Origin of the sequence: Proteus faecis (genome assembly GCF_003144395.1) — a bacterium.
In the GTDB taxonomy this organism is placed as follows: Bacteria; Pseudomonadota; Gammaproteobacteria; order Enterobacterales; family Enterobacteriaceae; genus Proteus; species Proteus faecis.
The window spans coordinates 37,882-53,594 of record NZ_PENZ01000030.1; the positions used below are offsets into that span (position 1 = coordinate 37,882).

Sequence of the window (15,713 nt, forward strand, 5' to 3'; positions counted from 1 at the left end):
AGAGGGTAAGAATAACCTTACCCTCTTTATCTACCACTCAATGAGAAAATCTTTGTTGATTAGAAGATAATATCTGGCGTAGATTCCGCCGTAAAGTATATACACTTACTTGCGTGTCTATCTTCAATCTCTTCTTCAATATGAAAACAATCTTCAAAAAACCAGTAAATGGGCGTTTTTAAATAGATGGCCAATATCACAAGGTAACTCAAATCTATTTTATTTAACCCACGCTCATAACGTGAAAACTGTTGTTGGCTAATTCCTAATTTATCGGCAATGTGAACGCCGGTATAGCCAAGCTCTTTACGTTTTTTCTGTATTCTTTTACCAACTAGCTCATTCACATTGATGTTTATAAGATCATAATCCATCATGCTTTAACCTTATATAACCGACTATGGTAATGTTAAAATAAGCGCACCAGAGCCTGAGAAAAATCCTGCATCAACACGACCATTTGTATGTAATACAGAACTGACTGATACCGATGTCGCTCTACCTTTGGGAACAAAAATAATTGCGCCGTCTTCCCCTGGATATTCCCCATTAAGGGTTCCTAAATATAAATTTGCATATAAGCTATTATCTGAGCGTAAAGGTATACGATCACTGACCATACCTGTTGCAATCACTTTTACACTCATATCTTTATTGCATGTGATATTGATATTTTTTGAACGACGTGCATTATTTAATTCGTTTTCATTAATTTCGCCATAGTCTAAATTCACTGAACCATCAATGATTTGACAAGCACCCACTGGAGGAGGCGCTATACCACAAGAGGATCCGGGCAATAGACGGCCACTCTTAGCAATACCACTTGACTCTTCTTGATAAAATAATCCCACACATTCCTGAAGAAGAGAGGGATCAACCCCTCTGTGTACGGCTTTTCTAGGGCCATAAGGTAACGCTAATTTAGCCAAAACGGCTTCGCGTAATTGTTCCATAGTGCGATAATTTTGTGCATTATTTAATATCACTTTTGTTGCTGTACCGCCTGAACCATCAGCTTCGTGTCGGTGGTTAATCGTGATATAACATCTTTTCGTTCCATAACATGGATTTAATGTAGAGGGAGGTTCTGGATCCCAACGTTGAATAATAAAGGTGTAGTCAGCACCTTTTGCACCAACAAGCTTAGATTCAGTTATATAAGAGAAAATTGCCGCCATTGATGATGTTGAAAATAACATCATCATACTAAATACAAATAATGCTGATAATCGTTTTGGGGTAAACATATTAACCTCAATCTTAAGGATTAATCATAATTCAGGTGGAATGTGGCTATTGCACTAAAACGGCCTCGTTTTATTGATTCATTGGCAATAGCATTAGGCTCTGCTTGTATAAAGGCTCGAAACCTTAAAATCGAATCCCCTGAATTTAAGGCGATATTGCTGGTTTCTTGATTAATCCGTAGCGGTGTACCATCTGAGTTTTCCAATCCGATAGCAATACCTTCAGCTTGGCTTCCCGCACTTAAAGCAAGAAACCCCTGCCCAACCATTGCCTGATTTTCAGTACCACTAAATGTCACTCTCACTTTTTTATTAATCGAAAGATCACATTCTGATAAATGAATTTGAAAGTTTTGGCTATTTGTTCTTCCTGCACCAATATAGAATGTTTTATCAGGCACATTACCGAATTCAAGTGAAATGGTTTCATCACCCGGCTTAATCACACAAGGTTCATCAACCAATGTGCCATAAAGTCGCATATTATTCGGTGCTGCATTGGCTGTTGTAAATATTCCTATTAAAAGCGTAAGCCCGCAAATAACAGGAAGCGACAATGTTTTAAGCTTCATTTTCACACTCCTATTGATATTCTGCGAGCAACGTTGCTGTTACTTCAAATGGACCTTCTACTAAGGTACTTCCCGGTTTTTTTACCGGAACAGCTTGAATAATAGGTGGCTTATCCGGTGAGATAACAAAACGCTCATTTAAAATAAAAGGCTCACCATTTCGTGTCATATGAATGGCTAAATCTGTAATATTGGTTTGTAATCCTGCATCATCAAACTGACTTTTGGGACCAATAATAGAAAGCCCCAAATCCCAGCCTTTAATATTGGGATCGCACTTTAATCTATAGTTAACTGGTTGGGTGTAATTAATCCCGTCAATTCTATGAATACCAACATTGTGACCAAAATAAACTTCAATTAAGTTATTATCTTCAATCACACAAGGAGGCGGAATTAATAATGTGCCAAATAATTTCATATTAGGTTCATCTGCTGCGCTCACTGATAATGGGGCTATTACAAGTAGAGTCATCAAACAAACATTTTTCAATTTGCTATACATCATTCAGACTCCTTACTGGTATTCCACACGAAGCGTTGCAGTAGCACTAAAATCACCGCCCGTTAATTTTGCTGAATAATCACGAACAGGAATTGCTTCAAGAGTAGGAGCATTAGGATAAGTAAAGTTTATCGTCTGCCCTAAACGTAATGTTTTATTTTGATAAAGAATACGAACCCCTAATCCTGTGATATTAGTTCTTAACGCATTGCTATCAAAACCTGTACTATTGCCACCTACCGAGATTTTCATCATATTAGTTGGCATTTTTGTACATTCAACTTTATAGACAACAGGCTGTTTATAGTTGCTACCATCAATTCTGGTACTCATTATCTCACCAAAATTAACCTCAACCATTTGCCCATTATTAATAACACAAGGCGGAGGAGCGATAACATAACCTGTAATATTTACAGGAACCATGCCTGGTGAAACGCTAGCCGCTTTAGGTGCGAACATACTTGATGATGTATTTGCAACAGCAGTCGAACTCAGGACACCAGTAAATGTTGTCATTAATAAAATCAACACTGCTTTGCTTGTGTTAAACCGCTGTTCCATATCCATAAATAAACCTATTAATTTCCGATTGCTGTTTCTACAACCTTGCACTCATTACCACTACAACTAAATTTCAAACGAGGGCGTCCACCATAATCGTTGATATAACTTAATACCGGTGAGGCACCAAGTGTAGAGGCTTTCAAATTAAGGTCCGCACTACTTTTTGGATCAACCATTAAAGGCGTAAACCCGGTAATACTTTCACCTTTTAACCCAGTTAACCCATCAACGATTGTTACAAAGTAAGGGGTTGGATTATTAACCTGATAGGTATCCCCTTTTTTCGTTAGGGTAATTTTTTCCTGCCATGGATTTGTTAAATCCGTTTGTGTCGCATAAATCGCAGTAGGGCGATAAAACAATTTAATTCGTGTTTGTAATGCAATTTGCAGTACATTTGGCTTATCACTACGTGGTGGAATCTCACGCAAGTTAAAATAGAACACACTTTCCCTGTCTTGAGGCAATTTAGATACATCAGGCAATGCCTGTATTTTTATTTGGCTTTTATCACCTGGTTCAATACGTTGAATCGGTGGCAGCACGATTAATGGACTTTCCACTTTTTGTCCATTTACATCTTCCATCCAACCTTGAGCTAAATAAGGCAGATCTTTATTTTGATTACTGACATTAAGGCTAACTGATTTATCAGCTCCATTAAAAATGACACGAGTTCTATCCAATGCAATCGCAGCAATAGCTTGTTGAGTAAATACCATGCCCGTCAATAATGTGGTTGCTACAATGAATGAGCGCTTTAATAACATCATCTTTAATTACTCTTTTGTTTATAAAATCGTTTAATTTTCCCTTCTCAACCTTCAGTTTTAATTAACTGTGGTTGAGATGGTGATTCAGTTCTCTCTTGTGCAGAATAAGAGATTGATGGAGTGTCCCCACACGTTAATAATAGAGAAGAGATAAAGAAACCTTCATCTAATTGAGGTATTTGTACTTCACATTGTTTTTTACCACTCCAACGTACATCTAAAATATCACCCGAATTTATTCCACTTAAATAAACATTACCGCTATCATTCACAATACCCAGCTCTCGTCCTTTTGCTGTAGTAATGCTAGCGCCAAATGGTGGGTAACTACCGTCTTTCAAGCGAATAATCGCCATCGCTTTTTGCCCTGAAATAACGTCAAACTCACGGTAGCCTATTGCCCCTTCTGTTAGGGTTAATTGTTGAATTGAACGCACGGCATCAACATCATCAGGTAATTTATCTAAATCAATTGTCGCACTACTACGATAGTAATTATTGATATCTGGCAGTACTGCTTTACCAAAATAGTTAGTATGGCTCACAGCCCCTAAACTTCTAACCGGCACATCAGCCACACCATTAGTATCAACTAATAAACGCGCGGCACCTGGCATTGCGGTACGATGGAATGCTCCACCTTTTGCTGTTAACGTTGCTCCACCTTGTAAAGAAAGTGACGCTGAGGTATTTTCACCTTGAGTATGACTCGCACTTGCTGTTACCAGTGCTGTATCCCCATAACGCGTATAATAAGCATCGGCAGATGGACGACCACGGCTACTTAACCCTGCACCTAAGCGATAGTTATTATTATCATCAAGGCGGTCAAAATAACTTACATTATGTGAGTTACCATGCTTATTAATGACCGTGTTATAACTAATTGTCGCTTTATCACTCCATGGCATACTAACATTCAGATAAACACCATCATCATTCGTGCCATTAAATTTGTTTCGATAAGCAGATAAATTAAAATTGATATTTTTAAAACTACCAATATCCATAAATTTAGATAAAGATAAGTTGTAATAATCGTTATTGGGTTTATTCCAATAGGTTTGGTGATTATAATTAAGATAAGCGCTCATTCCCCAGTCTGGGAATTGCTTACTTAATGTAATCGTATAAAGTTCTTTATTATTATCGCGATTGTTATCACGATAACGACGATCTAAATATTGATCCATACTCATAAAATCACGTTCAGAGAAACGATAACCAGCGAAAGTTACCTGACCATTAATAGCCTCAAAACGTTTAGAGTAACTCACTCGATAAGAGCCACCATGATAGCGTTTATCATCATTTGGAATTTTTGCCCAAGAGTGCGTCGCATCAAATGAAATGGCTCCTAATGCCATCAAATCACGACCAATACCTAAAGAAACAGAGTTATAATCTCCCGCAACTAATGAGCCGCCATAGAGTGACCAACCATTGCTAACCCCCCATGAAAACTCACCCATTGCAAAAACGGGCCCTTCTGTCTTGTGATCCATATCAGAAGGTTTACCTGCTGATAATTTATATTGCACTCGACCCGGACGTGTTAGGTAAGGGATACTTGCTGTATCCATTTGATATTCTTGTACTGAGCCATCCTGCTCTTCAACGCGAACATCCAACTTACCACTGACGGCATCATTAAGATTTTGAATACGGAATGGACCCGGTGCGACCTGTGTTTCGTAGATCACACGACCTTGCTGACTAATTGTCACTTTCGCATTCGTTTTTGCAACACCAGTTACTTCAGGTGCATAACCTCTTAAATTAGGAGGCAACATCTGATCATCTGTTAATAAACTGATACCAGTGAAACGGAAGTTATCAAAAATATCAGAGCGCGAATAAGTCTCACCCATAACAAGGCGAGCCCCCCACTGGGTTATTGCTCTATAAAGATAATATTGACTCCAATCCCAATTATTCTCAGTACTACCACTCACACCTGTTGTGTGTTGATAGTTTGCTTGCCAATCAGCACGAAAACGCCAAACCCCTAAATTAGCACCCGCAGTACCGCTACCCGTAACTTGTTGTCTTTGTTTGCCATTATTGGGATCGGTTACATTTGCATTCAGGTTATAGTCAAAAATAAGTCCTGAAATACCTTCATCCCAACGAGAAGGTGGATCCCAATCTTCAGTAGCATACTCAACATAGGCTTGAGGAATAGTCACAATAAAACTACCTGCACCTAAGTTAGTACTTGTTGTCATACCAGGTATCGATGACTCATCAAGACAGGCACCGCCATCTTTCCAAGTTACCGCTTTGAGCCACTCGGGTTTTAACGTAAATTGATTCACTAATTCGCGAGGAATACAAGGAATACTCGCTTTAGGATCATTTTCGGGAACAATATAATTAATGGTATAGAGATCCGGTAATTCATTATTGTTAACTTTAACAATAAATTCATACTTACCGGGCATAATATAACCAGCACGAGAGAAATCAGATAAGTCGATATTTTGCTTATCTTTTAGATCAAGAATATCAGAGTTAAACTCAATATCACCGGCTGCAAATGCCATGCTAGAGGCGCTGGCCATACCAGCAATAATTAAATAGATCAGTGCTGCAACAGGTCGAATTGTATGCTGATTACTCTTTTTTTCTGCTTTTATTGAAGCAGTTTTGAATGATTTAGCCATAAATAATCCAACCAATCCATTTAATAATATTCGAGTTTAAAACGCAGGGTTGCTTGATAATTACCTGCTCGTGGAATGTCATTATTTTTAACAAGTCGTGCTTGATACAACAAAGACAACGATTTAGTATCGATATCCACAGGAGGTAAAGGCTTCCCTGGTATTGCCAATCTTCCATAACGGTCAGCAATAGCTAACGAAGCACCTTTCGCGTCGCCGAAAAGTTGGAATAATCCGTTCTGTGCAGGGCCTTCAAAAGTAGCAATAAAACGAGGACGTTCAGCTTGTGTACCTTTTTGGTCAACAAGGGAACATTCTGTTAATCGAATAGAGAAATATTCAATAGGTCCTTGGCCTTCAACGGCTAAGGTCGGAATAGACACAGTACTTAAAGAGATAACTTGCTCTCGACTTCCTGCCGAAATAGTACATGTTGGCTCTAATATAGAACCTTGTAGACTCACTACACCGAATCGCTGATGTGATTTTACATCTTGTTTTATGTCAGTCACTGCTATTACAGGCTTAACAAACAATCCTGTTGCAACAAGTAATAATAGTGACACCATTTTGCGATTCATTATTTTCTACTCCATAAGATAAACCATAAAATAAAACTAAAAATGAAGCCCTATACATCCTTATACAGGGCTTAAAAACAGATCTATTATTGGTAAGTTAATGCGAAAGTTGCGATCGCAGTAAAGTCACCAGGTACAGCTGCATCTGTTGCAGAACCTTGTAAGTAAGCAGCAAAGTTCAGGTCATTTGAACCATCACGAATAGTTTGAGCTTTTGTTGGTTCACCTAATTTAATTTGTGTACCACCAGCATCTGTAATAACAACAGCTGCGTTTTTAGCTAAACCTTCGATACCTAAAGAGCCAGGCAGAATAGCCGCTGCTTCAGCACCAGTGAAAGTTGTTTGAACTGTTTTATAAGTTTCAGTAGAGCATTGAAGTAATTTAATTTTAAATGTGTTAGATACGCTACGGCCGCCATCTTTCAGCGCATTTGCTGAAACTTGTCCTAATGGAACACGTTGGTCACCTGAGTTAGGATCAATTGAACATGGAGCATCGATGATTGAACCCCAAAATTCTACAGTACCATGACCTTGATCAGCAGCGAATGCAGAACCAGCAGCAACAGTTAAGCCTAAACCTAAAACTAAACCTAATTTATTTAATTTCATCTTTATGTTTCCTGAAAATATAAGAACGAAGATATTTAAAATAATAAAATTCAATATAAGCAAATTGCTTAAATGAATGACACACTAAATAGAGTTTCTATATTTTGATAAAATTCATCCAGCCAATTTCATATTTAATTATGAAATTAGATAAAGGAATCGAATCAAGTTGGATATATTATTCTCTCCGGTTTTATTTAAGTCAAACCACCCAAATTTCATTAAGTCTATTTTTATTAATTTACTGATATTATGTGTATTTTTTACATTTACATACAAAATATTACTTTTTCAAAACACCTCAAACGGATTTTAAAACCAAAACATTACTCCTAAAAAGAGTAATTTAAGATTTAAATTTTAACAATTTGAAATTTAAAGTGAAAAGATCTAATTGTCTTTTTACGAATAGGAATAATATCCAGTTAAATAACATTTCCTGATTTATCTATTTTAACGCAATATAACCAAATATTTACATAATGAAACAAATCAAATTTAACTAATTGAATTATAAGAAGATCAAAATAATGAATTTGTTAATTTATTTATTATCATTATTTACTCTCATACAAAAAGCACATTAAACAAGCCTTTTAATGATACTCTTAATTTGAATTAAATATTAAAAATAGAATATCAAAAACGTATAACTCATTGTATTTAATGGATTAATCAATAATTACATTTTTTATAATCACATATGTTTATAATATAAAACATAAAAAGTTCAAAAAAAACGTAACTAATTGATTTTAAATTAGTTATATAAATAAGATAATCAAGAATGGAATATTTTGGTAATAATTTAACACTTGAATGTAAGTATTTACACTTAGGAAATTGATGTCAAAAAGTGAGTTTTTTGTACAATTTATATTTTTTGATTCAGAACCATCTCGCAATTTAACTAACTGATAATTCAAAAAAGAAATTCGTGTAACGCCCATTTTTTCCTCAAAAAAAAACAAGATTTTAATCATTTGATTAAGAATAGTTACACGTTTTTTGGGTAAAATTTTTAATGTATTTATTAAGGACTGCTTCAAATATTTAAATTATTTATTTATTAAATTATTGACTATTTTACGTATTACTACTAATTTTATTATTAGCTCATTCATATTATTGCACTCCCATAGAACCCACATATTTTTATCCAAACAGAAACACAATAAAATACACTTTTTTTACATTATAAACATATTGAATTAACATTACTCAGATAATGCGTATACATTTTAGTCATTATTACTCGTTTTTTTAATTATCAAATACTTTTCAATAAGAATATTGGCGTTTTTTTATATTTCAGATAAATTAGGAATTGTTTTACCTTATTTGAATAAAATTAACTCTTTCTAGAATAGTTAATTAATTCTAAGAAGTAAGTTTTAAGGTATATATTGGAAATAACCTTTTATCGACCGAATTATAATAAGTTAATAAATTAAATAAAAATGAAGGATTACATTAATAATATTTAATTATTCAACAAATTGTCTCTTAATAAGAATATCATTATTGGAAGATCTTTATTTAATAAATAAAATTAATATTATTTATCTTTTTCATGATGCAATAAAAAAAAGGCATGTATAGCCTAACAAAAGTCAAAATTTGTCAAATACTCGTTTTAAGAGTATTCCTACCCCGCATTCCAAGAAAAATCCCTGTTTTAGATAATTATCATCATCATAAAATGATAATTTTACCGTTATGACCAATTTTCGTCTCTTATAAAAAAGTAAAAATTGATTATCTATATCTGCTCTTTTGGCTGATTGTGCGATTAATAACTCAAGTTTGGCTAACAGCACTTAGTCTTTTTTGCATAAAAAAAAGCAGGGATGCCCCTGCCTTACCAATTTGGTAATCAATCAAAGAATAAGCATACGCTTTAAAACACCAATTTTGAGTATCCTTTAGTAATATGCACTAGTATGAAAAAACATCAGGTGTTGCTTCAGCGATGATATTGCTACATTTATCAATGCGCGAATGTTCTGATGAAGATTTTGGTATAAAACAGTCTTCAAAAAACCAATAAATAGGTGTATTAAGATAATTGGCTAATAAAACAAGATAACTTAAATCAATTTTATTCATGCCACGTTCATATCGAGAGAATTGCTGTTGGCTTACACCAATTTTTTCAGCAATTTGCATACCGGTGTAACCTAATTCTTTACGCTTTTTCTGAATTCGTTTTCCAACTAACGCATTAACATCAATATCTGTAAAATCGTAATTCATCATATATCCACCTATTATCATGATTAAGGCATCGTTAAAATAATTGAGCCCGAACCAGAGAAATAGCCCGGTGCAACGCGACCATTCGTGTGTAAAATTGATTTAACCTCTACAGGTATGGTTCCATTTGCAGGAACATCAATTACTGTACCTTTTTCACCAGGATAATTATCAAGAAACAAATCGGCATAAAGGCTATTATCAGGTCGCAATGGTACTCGGCCACTGTCTGAGCCTGATGCAATAACCAGAACTTTCATTGCTAAATTACAAGTCACATTAATATTTTTAGCTCGTGTTGCATTTTCTAAACTAACTTCGTCAATATCACCATAATTAAGGTTTACAGCCCCTTCTGTTATTTTGCATGCACCAACAGGTGGTGGTGCAATCCCACATAGTGATCCCGGTAATAAACGTCCATTTGGTGACCAGCCTCCTTCCTTAGATTCATAAAATAGCCCGACACATTCTTGGTTTGAGGTAAGCGGATCACCAACATGTCGCGCAGTGCCTTGTATTGGAAAACTTTCCATTCGCATTACCGCATCACGAACGCCAGCTAAATAACGCTCTTTTTCAACACGGACAATGCTTCTTACTGCAGATCCTGGAGAACCATTAGCATCATGCTTATGGTTAATTGTTATCCAGCATTGACTCCAGCCATAACAAGGATTTGGAGTGTAAGGATCTTCAGGATCCCAGCGTTGAATAACATAGGTATAGGTTGCATTTGCTGGTGTTCCTGTTGATTCGGTTATATAAGAAAAGATAGATGCCATTGCGGGTGCCGAAAACAACAAACCTATTGCAATACATAAAGCCGGAAATCGCTTTAATATGGACATATAAAACCTCAACCCTAATAATTAGTCATAATTCAAATGGAATGTGGCGATTGCACTAAATGGGCCACGTTTAATGGATTGGTTAGCAATCGCATCTGGCTCCCCTTGAATAAAGGCATAAAAATTTAAAATCGTGTCATCCGCATTTAATGACATTTTGTCTGTTTCTTTATTAACAGGTAGCGCATTGCCGTTTTCAGATTCCAGCCCAACAGCAATACCCGACGCTTGACTACTTGGGCTAATGGCTAAAAAACCTTGCCCTGCCATGGCTTGATTTTCATCCCCTTTGAAAGTGATCTTGACGCTTTTACCAATCGTTAAATCACATTCAGACAAGCGTATTTGAAACAACTTGCTTGGCGTTCTTTGATATGCATAAAGGTTTTTGTCCGGAATATTGCCAAAATCCAGCTCAACGGTTTCGTCACCGGGCTTTATGGTGCAAGGCTCGTCAACTAATATGCCGTGAAAACGCATATTGTCTGGCGCTGAAAAAGCCGTTGATGTTAATCCCGTAAATGTGGCTAGACCCAATATGAACGGGATCGATAATCTTTTAATATTCATCAATACGCTCCTATTGGTATTCAGCAAGCAGTGTTGCCGAAACTTCAAAGGCACCTTCGGGCAAAGTGCTACCAGGTCTTTTAACTGGTACCGCTTGGATCACGGGGGGATTATCCGGTGATATCGCAATACGCTCGTTTAATTTAAAAGGCTTACCATCTTGCGTAAGATGAATGCCTAGATCTGGAATATTGGTTTGTAGCGCAGCTTCATCAAACTGTGTTTTAGGGCCAATAATAGAAAGCCCTAAATCCCAACCTTTTAAATTTGGATCACAGACCAATTGATAATTAACCGATTCGGTATAGTTAATACCATCTACTTTATGAATACCTACGTTGTGCCCAAAATAGACATCAATCAGTTCGTTGTTACTAATGACACAAGGAGGTGGTACCAATAATGTGCCAAATAATTTCATATTAGGTGCGTCTGCGCTCATGACAGAATAAGAATTCAGTAATGCAATCAGACATAACTTTAATTTATTCATCTTCTGACCTCTTACTGATAATCCACATGCAGTGTGCCACTTGCGACAAAATCACCACCCACTAAAGATTCATTCAGATCACGAACAGGAATAGCTTCTAATTCAGGTAAGTTGGGATAGGTAAAATTCACCGCCTTACCTAAATCTAATAATTTTCCCTGATACAAAATGCGCACCCCCAATCCAGTAATATTTGTTTGTAGCGCATTTGAATCGAATCCAGTTGCACTTCCCGTAACATAAACTTTCATGGCATTGGTTGGCATTTTTTGGCAAGTCGCTGTGTAGTGGATAGGCTCTTTATAACGAACACCATCAATACGAGTACTCATCACCTCACCAAAATTAACTTCGATCATTTTGCCGTCATTAATTAAGCAAGGCGGTGGCGCAATGACATTCCCCGAAATATTGATATAAACGATCCCAGGAATAGGATTGTTCACCGCTCTAGCGGGTAAATTCGCAACAGCAGTAAAACTTAGGCCTCCAGTAAACGTTGCCAAAATAAGAATCAACACTGCTTTGCTTGGGCTAAACCGCTGTTCCATTTTCATAAAATAGGCCTATTTAGTTTCCTGCTGATGTTTCTGTAACTTTGCATTCATTGCCATTACAGGTGAATTTCATCTGTGGTCGTCCACCGTAATCATTGATATAACTGAGTACAGGTGATGCCCCAAACGCGGAAGCATGCAGATTTATCGTTCCTGTACTTTTAGGGGCAATCATGATCGGTTCAAAACCATCGAGGCTTTTTCCTTGTAACCCTGTTAACCCATCCACTAATGTCACGTAATAAGGTGTTGGGTTATTCACTTCATAGCGATCACCTTTCTTTGTTAAGGTGATTTTTTCCTGCCAAGGATGAGTAAGATCCGTTTGTGTGGCATAAATCGATGCAGGGCGATAAAACAACTTAATTCGTGTTTGTAATGCAATTTGCAATACATTGGGTTTATCACTACGAGGTGGAATTTCACGCAAGTTAAAATAGAAAACGCTTTCTCTATCTTGTGGTAATTTGGCAATATCGGGTAAGGACTGCACTTTTACTTGGCTTTTATCGCCTGGCTCAATACGCTGAATCGGTGGTAAAACTAATAATGGACTGTCAATACGTTCTCCATTTTCATTTTCCATCCAACCTTGAGCCAAGTAAGGTAGCTCTTTGTTTTGATTGCTAATATTTAAGCTAATAGATTTATCAGCACCATTAAAAATGACACGCGTTCTATCTAAAGCAATCGCAGCAAGGGCTTGACTAGTAAAGACCATTCCAGTCAATAAAGTGGTTGTTACAATGAATAAGCGCTTTGATAACATCATTTTAAATTACTCTTTTTGTCTGAAATTATTTTTATCTTTCCCTTCTTTCCTAACCTTATTTCGTAATCAGTTGAGGTTTAGGTAAGGGCTCTGCTCTTTGATTGATTGTCGAAGGTGTTACTTCTCCATCACTACAAGTCAGTAATAATGAAGACATAAATAGCCCTTCAACTAATGTTGGTATACGGACTTTGCACTGATCTTGACCATTCCAACGAACACTCAATACATCATCACTGTTAATCCCCGTCAGATAGACATTCCCACCATCATTGACAATGCCAAGCTCACGCCCTTTCTCAGTTGTGACACTGGCACCAAATGGCGGATAAGTTCCATCTTGTAAACGAATAACCGCCATGGCTTTTTGTCCCGATATCACATCAAAGTGTCGGTAGCCTATTGCGCCTTCTGTGAGGGTGAGTTGCTGAATTGAGCGTAATGCTTCAGCGTTATCAGGCATCTGATCAAGGTCGATGCTGGCACTACTGCGGTAATAATCATTGATATCAGGCAGTACCGCTTTACCAAAAGCGTTGGTACGCGTAATCGCGCCGATACTTTTCACTGGTACATCTGAAATACCATCTGTATCAACCAGTAAACGAGTACTTCCTGTACGACTTGTACGGTGTAATGCACCACCTTTTGGTGTTAAGGTTGCCCCACCTTGTAGTGATAATGTGGCTGATGTGTATTCACCATTAATATGGCTCGCACTCGCAGTAACCAATGCAGCATCCGCGTAATGCATGATATAAGCATCTGCGGATGGTTTACCGTTACTGCTTAAACCAGCCCCAACACGATAGCTACTATTGTCATCAATACGATCGTAATAACTGACATTATGTGAATTACCATGTTTATTAATCACAGTGTTATAGCTAATGGTTGCGCGATCACTCCAAGGCATACTGACATTCATATAAACGCCATTATCATTGGTACCATTGAATTTATTGCGAAACGCCGACAGACTGAGGTTGATATTTTTAAAGCTACCAATATCCATCGTTTTAGCTAATGACAAGTTATAGTTATCGTTATTAGGCTTATTCCAATAAGTCTGATGACTATAGTTTAAGTAAGCACTCAATCCCCATTCAGGGAACTGCTTACTAAACATAATGGTATAAAGCTCTTTATTGTTATCTTCTTCACCACCACGATAACGGCGATCTAAATATTGATTCATACTCATAAAGTCACGTTCAGAGAATCGATAGCCTGCGAATGTCACCTGACTATTTATTTGTTCAAAACGTTTTGAGTAACTTAAGCGATAAGAACCACCGTGATAACGCTTGTCATCACTTGGAATTTTTGCCCAAGAATGTGTCGCATCAAAAGAGATAGCACCCAGCGCCATAAGGTCTCGACCAATACCTGCAGATACCGAGTTATAATCGCCCGAGACTAATGAACCACCATAAAGTGACCAACCGTTACTGATCCCCCATGAGAATTCACCCATCCCAAAAATAGGACCTTCCATATTACGGTTCATATCCGACGGTTTACCCGCAGATAATTTATATTGCACTCGACCAGGACGTGTTAAATAAGGGATACTTGCTGTATCCATTTGGAATTCTTGAACCGAGCCATCTTGCTCTTCAATACGTACATCTAATTTGCCACTTACTGCATCATTGATGTCTTGAATGCGAAACGGTCCTGGAGCAACCTGAGTTTCATAGATCACACGGCCCTGCTGGCTAATCGTCACTTTCGCATTCGTTTTTGCTACACCTGTTACTTCAGGAGCATATCCTCTTAAGTTAGGTGGCAACATATTGTCATCCGTTGACAAGTTAATCCCAGTAAAACGGAAGTTATCAAAAATGTCAGAACGAGAGTAAGTCTCCCCCATCACAAGGCGAGCCCCTAATTGCGTGATTGCTCTATAAAGATAAAGCTGGTTCCATTTCCAACTATTTTCAGTGCTATCAGGAAGCCCCGTTGTATGCTGATAACTTGCTTGCCAATCGGCACGGAAACGCCAAACACCAAGGTTTGCTCCCACGGTTCCTAAGCCTGTAACTTGTTGGCGCTGTTTTCCTTTAGCGGGATCAGTCACGTTAGCATTGACGTTATAGTCAAAAAGCACGCCTGAAATACCGTGATCCCAACGAGACGGTGGATCCCAGTTTGGTGCCGAATATTCAAGATACGCTTGAGGAATAGTAAGAATAAGATTGCCATTTCCCAGACTGGCATTTACCGTCATTCCGGGAATAGAAGAGATATCAAGACAGCTTCCATTATCTTGATATTTAACTTTTTCAGCCCATTCTGGTTTGAGCCCTATTTGGTGGATCAATTCTGGTGGTAAGCAAGCCTCACTACCCTTGGGATCATTGGCTGGTACAACATAATTAATGTTGTAGAGTTCAGGAAGTTCATTATTATTTACGCGAACAACAAACTCATATCGACCGGGCATAATATAGCCGGCACGAGAGAAATCTGATAAGTCAATATTTTGCTTATCTTTTAGATCCAAAATATCGGCATTAAATTCAATATCACTATTTGCTAAAGCTGAACTTGAAATACTGGAAACACCAGTAAGAATTAAATAGATCAGTACAGCAACAGGCCGAATAGTATGTTGTTTTTTCTTTTTTTCCGTCCCTAAACCAACGGTTTTGAATGTTCTAACCATAAGTTATCCAACCCG

Annotated in this window: 16 protein-coding genes; all 16 read right to left on the minus strand. The window is 37.2% G+C overall.

Going from position 1 to position 15,713, the window contains the following annotated elements; genetic code table 11:
* Window positions 1-59 precede the first annotated feature (59 nt).
* A complete protein-coding gene (locus DK858_RS08355; RefSeq protein ID WP_109397016.1) occupies window positions 60-377 on the minus strand; it encodes a helix-turn-helix domain-containing protein in 318 nt (105 codons plus the stop codon).
* Window positions 378-398: 21 nt separating this feature from the next.
* Window positions 399-1,250, minus strand: coding sequence for an MrpH family fimbial adhesin (locus DK858_RS08360; RefSeq protein WP_109397017.1), 852 nt, complete (start codon window positions 1,248-1,250; stop codon window positions 399-401).
* Between the two features lie 20 nt (window positions 1,251-1,270).
* Window positions 1,271-1,822 (minus strand): fimbrial protein, encoded by a 552-nt coding sequence (locus DK858_RS08365; RefSeq protein ID WP_109397018.1) that lies wholly within the window; start codon window positions 1,820-1,822, stop codon window positions 1,271-1,273.
* A 10-nt stretch (window positions 1,823-1,832) separates the two neighbouring features.
* Window positions 1,833-2,297 carry a fimbrial protein gene (locus DK858_RS08370; protein ID WP_369961648.1) on the minus strand — a complete coding sequence of 155 codons (465 nt, stop codon included), beginning with the start codon at window positions 2,295-2,297 and terminating at the stop codon, window positions 1,833-1,835.
* A gap of 42 nt (window positions 2,298-2,339) precedes the next feature.
* Window positions 2,340-2,897: a fimbrial protein gene (locus DK858_RS08375; RefSeq protein ID WP_109397020.1), complete on the minus strand. Its 558-nt coding sequence runs from the start codon at window positions 2,895-2,897 to the stop codon at window positions 2,340-2,342.
* A gap of 11 nt (window positions 2,898-2,908) precedes the next feature.
* Window positions 2,909-3,667, minus strand: coding sequence for a fimbria/pilus periplasmic chaperone (locus tag DK858_RS08380; RefSeq protein ID WP_109397021.1), 759 nt, complete (start codon window positions 3,665-3,667; stop codon window positions 2,909-2,911).
* Window positions 3,668-3,711: 44 nt separating this feature from the next.
* Entirely contained in the window at window positions 3,712-6,333 is a 2,622-nt protein-coding gene (locus tag DK858_RS08385; protein WP_109397022.1) for an outer membrane usher protein, read from the minus strand.
* A gap of 20 nt (window positions 6,334-6,353) precedes the next feature.
* The gene (locus DK858_RS08390) at window positions 6,354-6,914 is read right to left on the minus strand and encodes a fimbrial protein (RefSeq protein ID WP_109397023.1); all 561 of its coding nucleotides are present in this window, start codon (window positions 6,912-6,914) and stop codon (window positions 6,354-6,356) included.
* A gap of 86 nt (window positions 6,915-7,000) precedes the next feature.
* Window positions 7,001-7,528, minus strand: coding sequence for a fimbrial protein (locus DK858_RS08395; protein ID WP_109373867.1), 528 nt, complete (start codon window positions 7,526-7,528; stop codon window positions 7,001-7,003).
* A gap of 1,938 nt (window positions 7,529-9,466) precedes the next feature.
* Complete coding sequence (locus tag DK858_RS08405) at window positions 9,467-9,787, minus strand: helix-turn-helix domain-containing protein (protein WP_109397025.1); 321 nt, start codon at window positions 9,785-9,787, stop codon at window positions 9,467-9,469.
* A gap of 20 nt (window positions 9,788-9,807) precedes the next feature.
* Window positions 9,808-10,635: an MrpH family fimbial adhesin gene (locus tag DK858_RS08410; RefSeq protein WP_109397026.1), complete on the minus strand. Its 828-nt coding sequence runs from the start codon at window positions 10,633-10,635 to the stop codon at window positions 9,808-9,810.
* A 21-nt stretch (window positions 10,636-10,656) separates the two neighbouring features.
* Window positions 10,657-11,205 carry a fimbrial protein gene (locus DK858_RS08415; protein WP_109397027.1) on the minus strand — a complete coding sequence of 183 codons (549 nt, stop codon included), beginning with the start codon at window positions 11,203-11,205 and terminating at the stop codon, window positions 10,657-10,659.
* 10 nt (window positions 11,206-11,215) lie between these two features.
* Window positions 11,216-11,698, minus strand: a complete 483-nt coding sequence (locus tag DK858_RS08420) for a fimbrial protein (RefSeq protein ID WP_109397028.1) — start codon at window positions 11,696-11,698, stop codon at window positions 11,216-11,218.
* Window positions 11,699-11,709: 11 nt separating this feature from the next.
* The gene (locus DK858_RS08425) at window positions 11,710-12,255 is read right to left on the minus strand and encodes a fimbrial protein (RefSeq protein WP_109397029.1); all 546 of its coding nucleotides are present in this window, start codon (window positions 12,253-12,255) and stop codon (window positions 11,710-11,712) included.
* 13 nt (window positions 12,256-12,268) lie between these two features.
* Window positions 12,269-13,027 (minus strand): fimbria/pilus periplasmic chaperone, encoded by a 759-nt coding sequence (locus DK858_RS08430; protein ID WP_109397030.1) that lies wholly within the window; start codon window positions 13,025-13,027, stop codon window positions 12,269-12,271.
* Window positions 13,028-13,082: 55 nt separating this feature from the next.
* A complete protein-coding gene (locus tag DK858_RS08435) occupies window positions 13,083-15,698 on the minus strand; it encodes an outer membrane usher protein (protein WP_109397031.1) in 2,616 nt (871 codons plus the stop codon).
* Window positions 15,699-15,713 lie beyond the last annotated feature (15 nt).

Bases quoted from the DNA above. Each gene is read 5' to 3' on its own strand.
- DK858_RS08430 (WP_109397030.1), bottom strand. From the start codon at position 13,027: ATGATGTTATCAAAGCGCTTATTCATTGTAACAACCACTTTATTGACT.
- DK858_RS08370 (WP_369961648.1), bottom strand. From the start codon at position 2,297: ATGACTCTACTTGTAATAGCCCCATTATCAGTGAGCGCAGCAGATGAA.
- DK858_RS08415 (WP_109397027.1), bottom strand. From the start codon at position 11,205: ATGAATATTAAAAGATTATCGATCCCGTTCATATTGGGTCTAGCCACA.
- DK858_RS08355 (WP_109397016.1), bottom strand. From the start codon at position 377: ATGATGGATTATGATCTTATAAACATCAATGTGAATGAGCTAGTTGGT.
- DK858_RS08405 (WP_109397025.1), bottom strand. From the start codon at position 9,787: ATGATGAATTACGATTTTACAGATATTGATGTTAATGCGTTAGTTGGA.
- DK858_RS08380 (WP_109397021.1), bottom strand. From the start codon at position 3,667: ATGATGTTATTAAAGCGCTCATTCATTGTAGCAACCACATTATTGACG.
- DK858_RS08435 (WP_109397031.1), bottom strand. From the start codon at position 15,698: ATGGTTAGAACATTCAAAACCGTTGGTTTAGGGACGGAAAAAAAGAAA.
- DK858_RS08360 (WP_109397017.1), bottom strand. From the start codon at position 1,250: ATGTTTACCCCAAAACGATTATCAGCATTATTTGTATTTAGTATGATG.
- DK858_RS08395 (WP_109373867.1), bottom strand. From the start codon at position 7,528: ATGAAATTAAATAAATTAGGTTTAGTTTTAGGTTTAGGCTTAACTGTT.
- DK858_RS08390 (WP_109397023.1), bottom strand. From the start codon at position 6,914: ATGAATCGCAAAATGGTGTCACTATTATTACTTGTTGCAACAGGATTG.
- DK858_RS08385 (WP_109397022.1), bottom strand. From the start codon at position 6,333: ATGGCTAAATCATTCAAAACTGCTTCAATAAAAGCAGAAAAAAAGAGT.
- DK858_RS08425 (WP_109397029.1), bottom strand. From the start codon at position 12,255: ATGAAAATGGAACAGCGGTTTAGCCCAAGCAAAGCAGTGTTGATTCTT.
- DK858_RS08420 (WP_109397028.1), bottom strand. From the start codon at position 11,698: ATGAATAAATTAAAGTTATGTCTGATTGCATTACTGAATTCTTATTCT.
- DK858_RS08410 (WP_109397026.1), bottom strand. From the start codon at position 10,635: ATGTCCATATTAAAGCGATTTCCGGCTTTATGTATTGCAATAGGTTTG.
- DK858_RS08375 (WP_109397020.1), bottom strand. From the start codon at position 2,897: ATGGATATGGAACAGCGGTTTAACACAAGCAAAGCAGTGTTGATTTTA.
- DK858_RS08365 (WP_109397018.1), bottom strand. From the start codon at position 1,822: ATGAAGCTTAAAACATTGTCGCTTCCTGTTATTTGCGGGCTTACGCTT.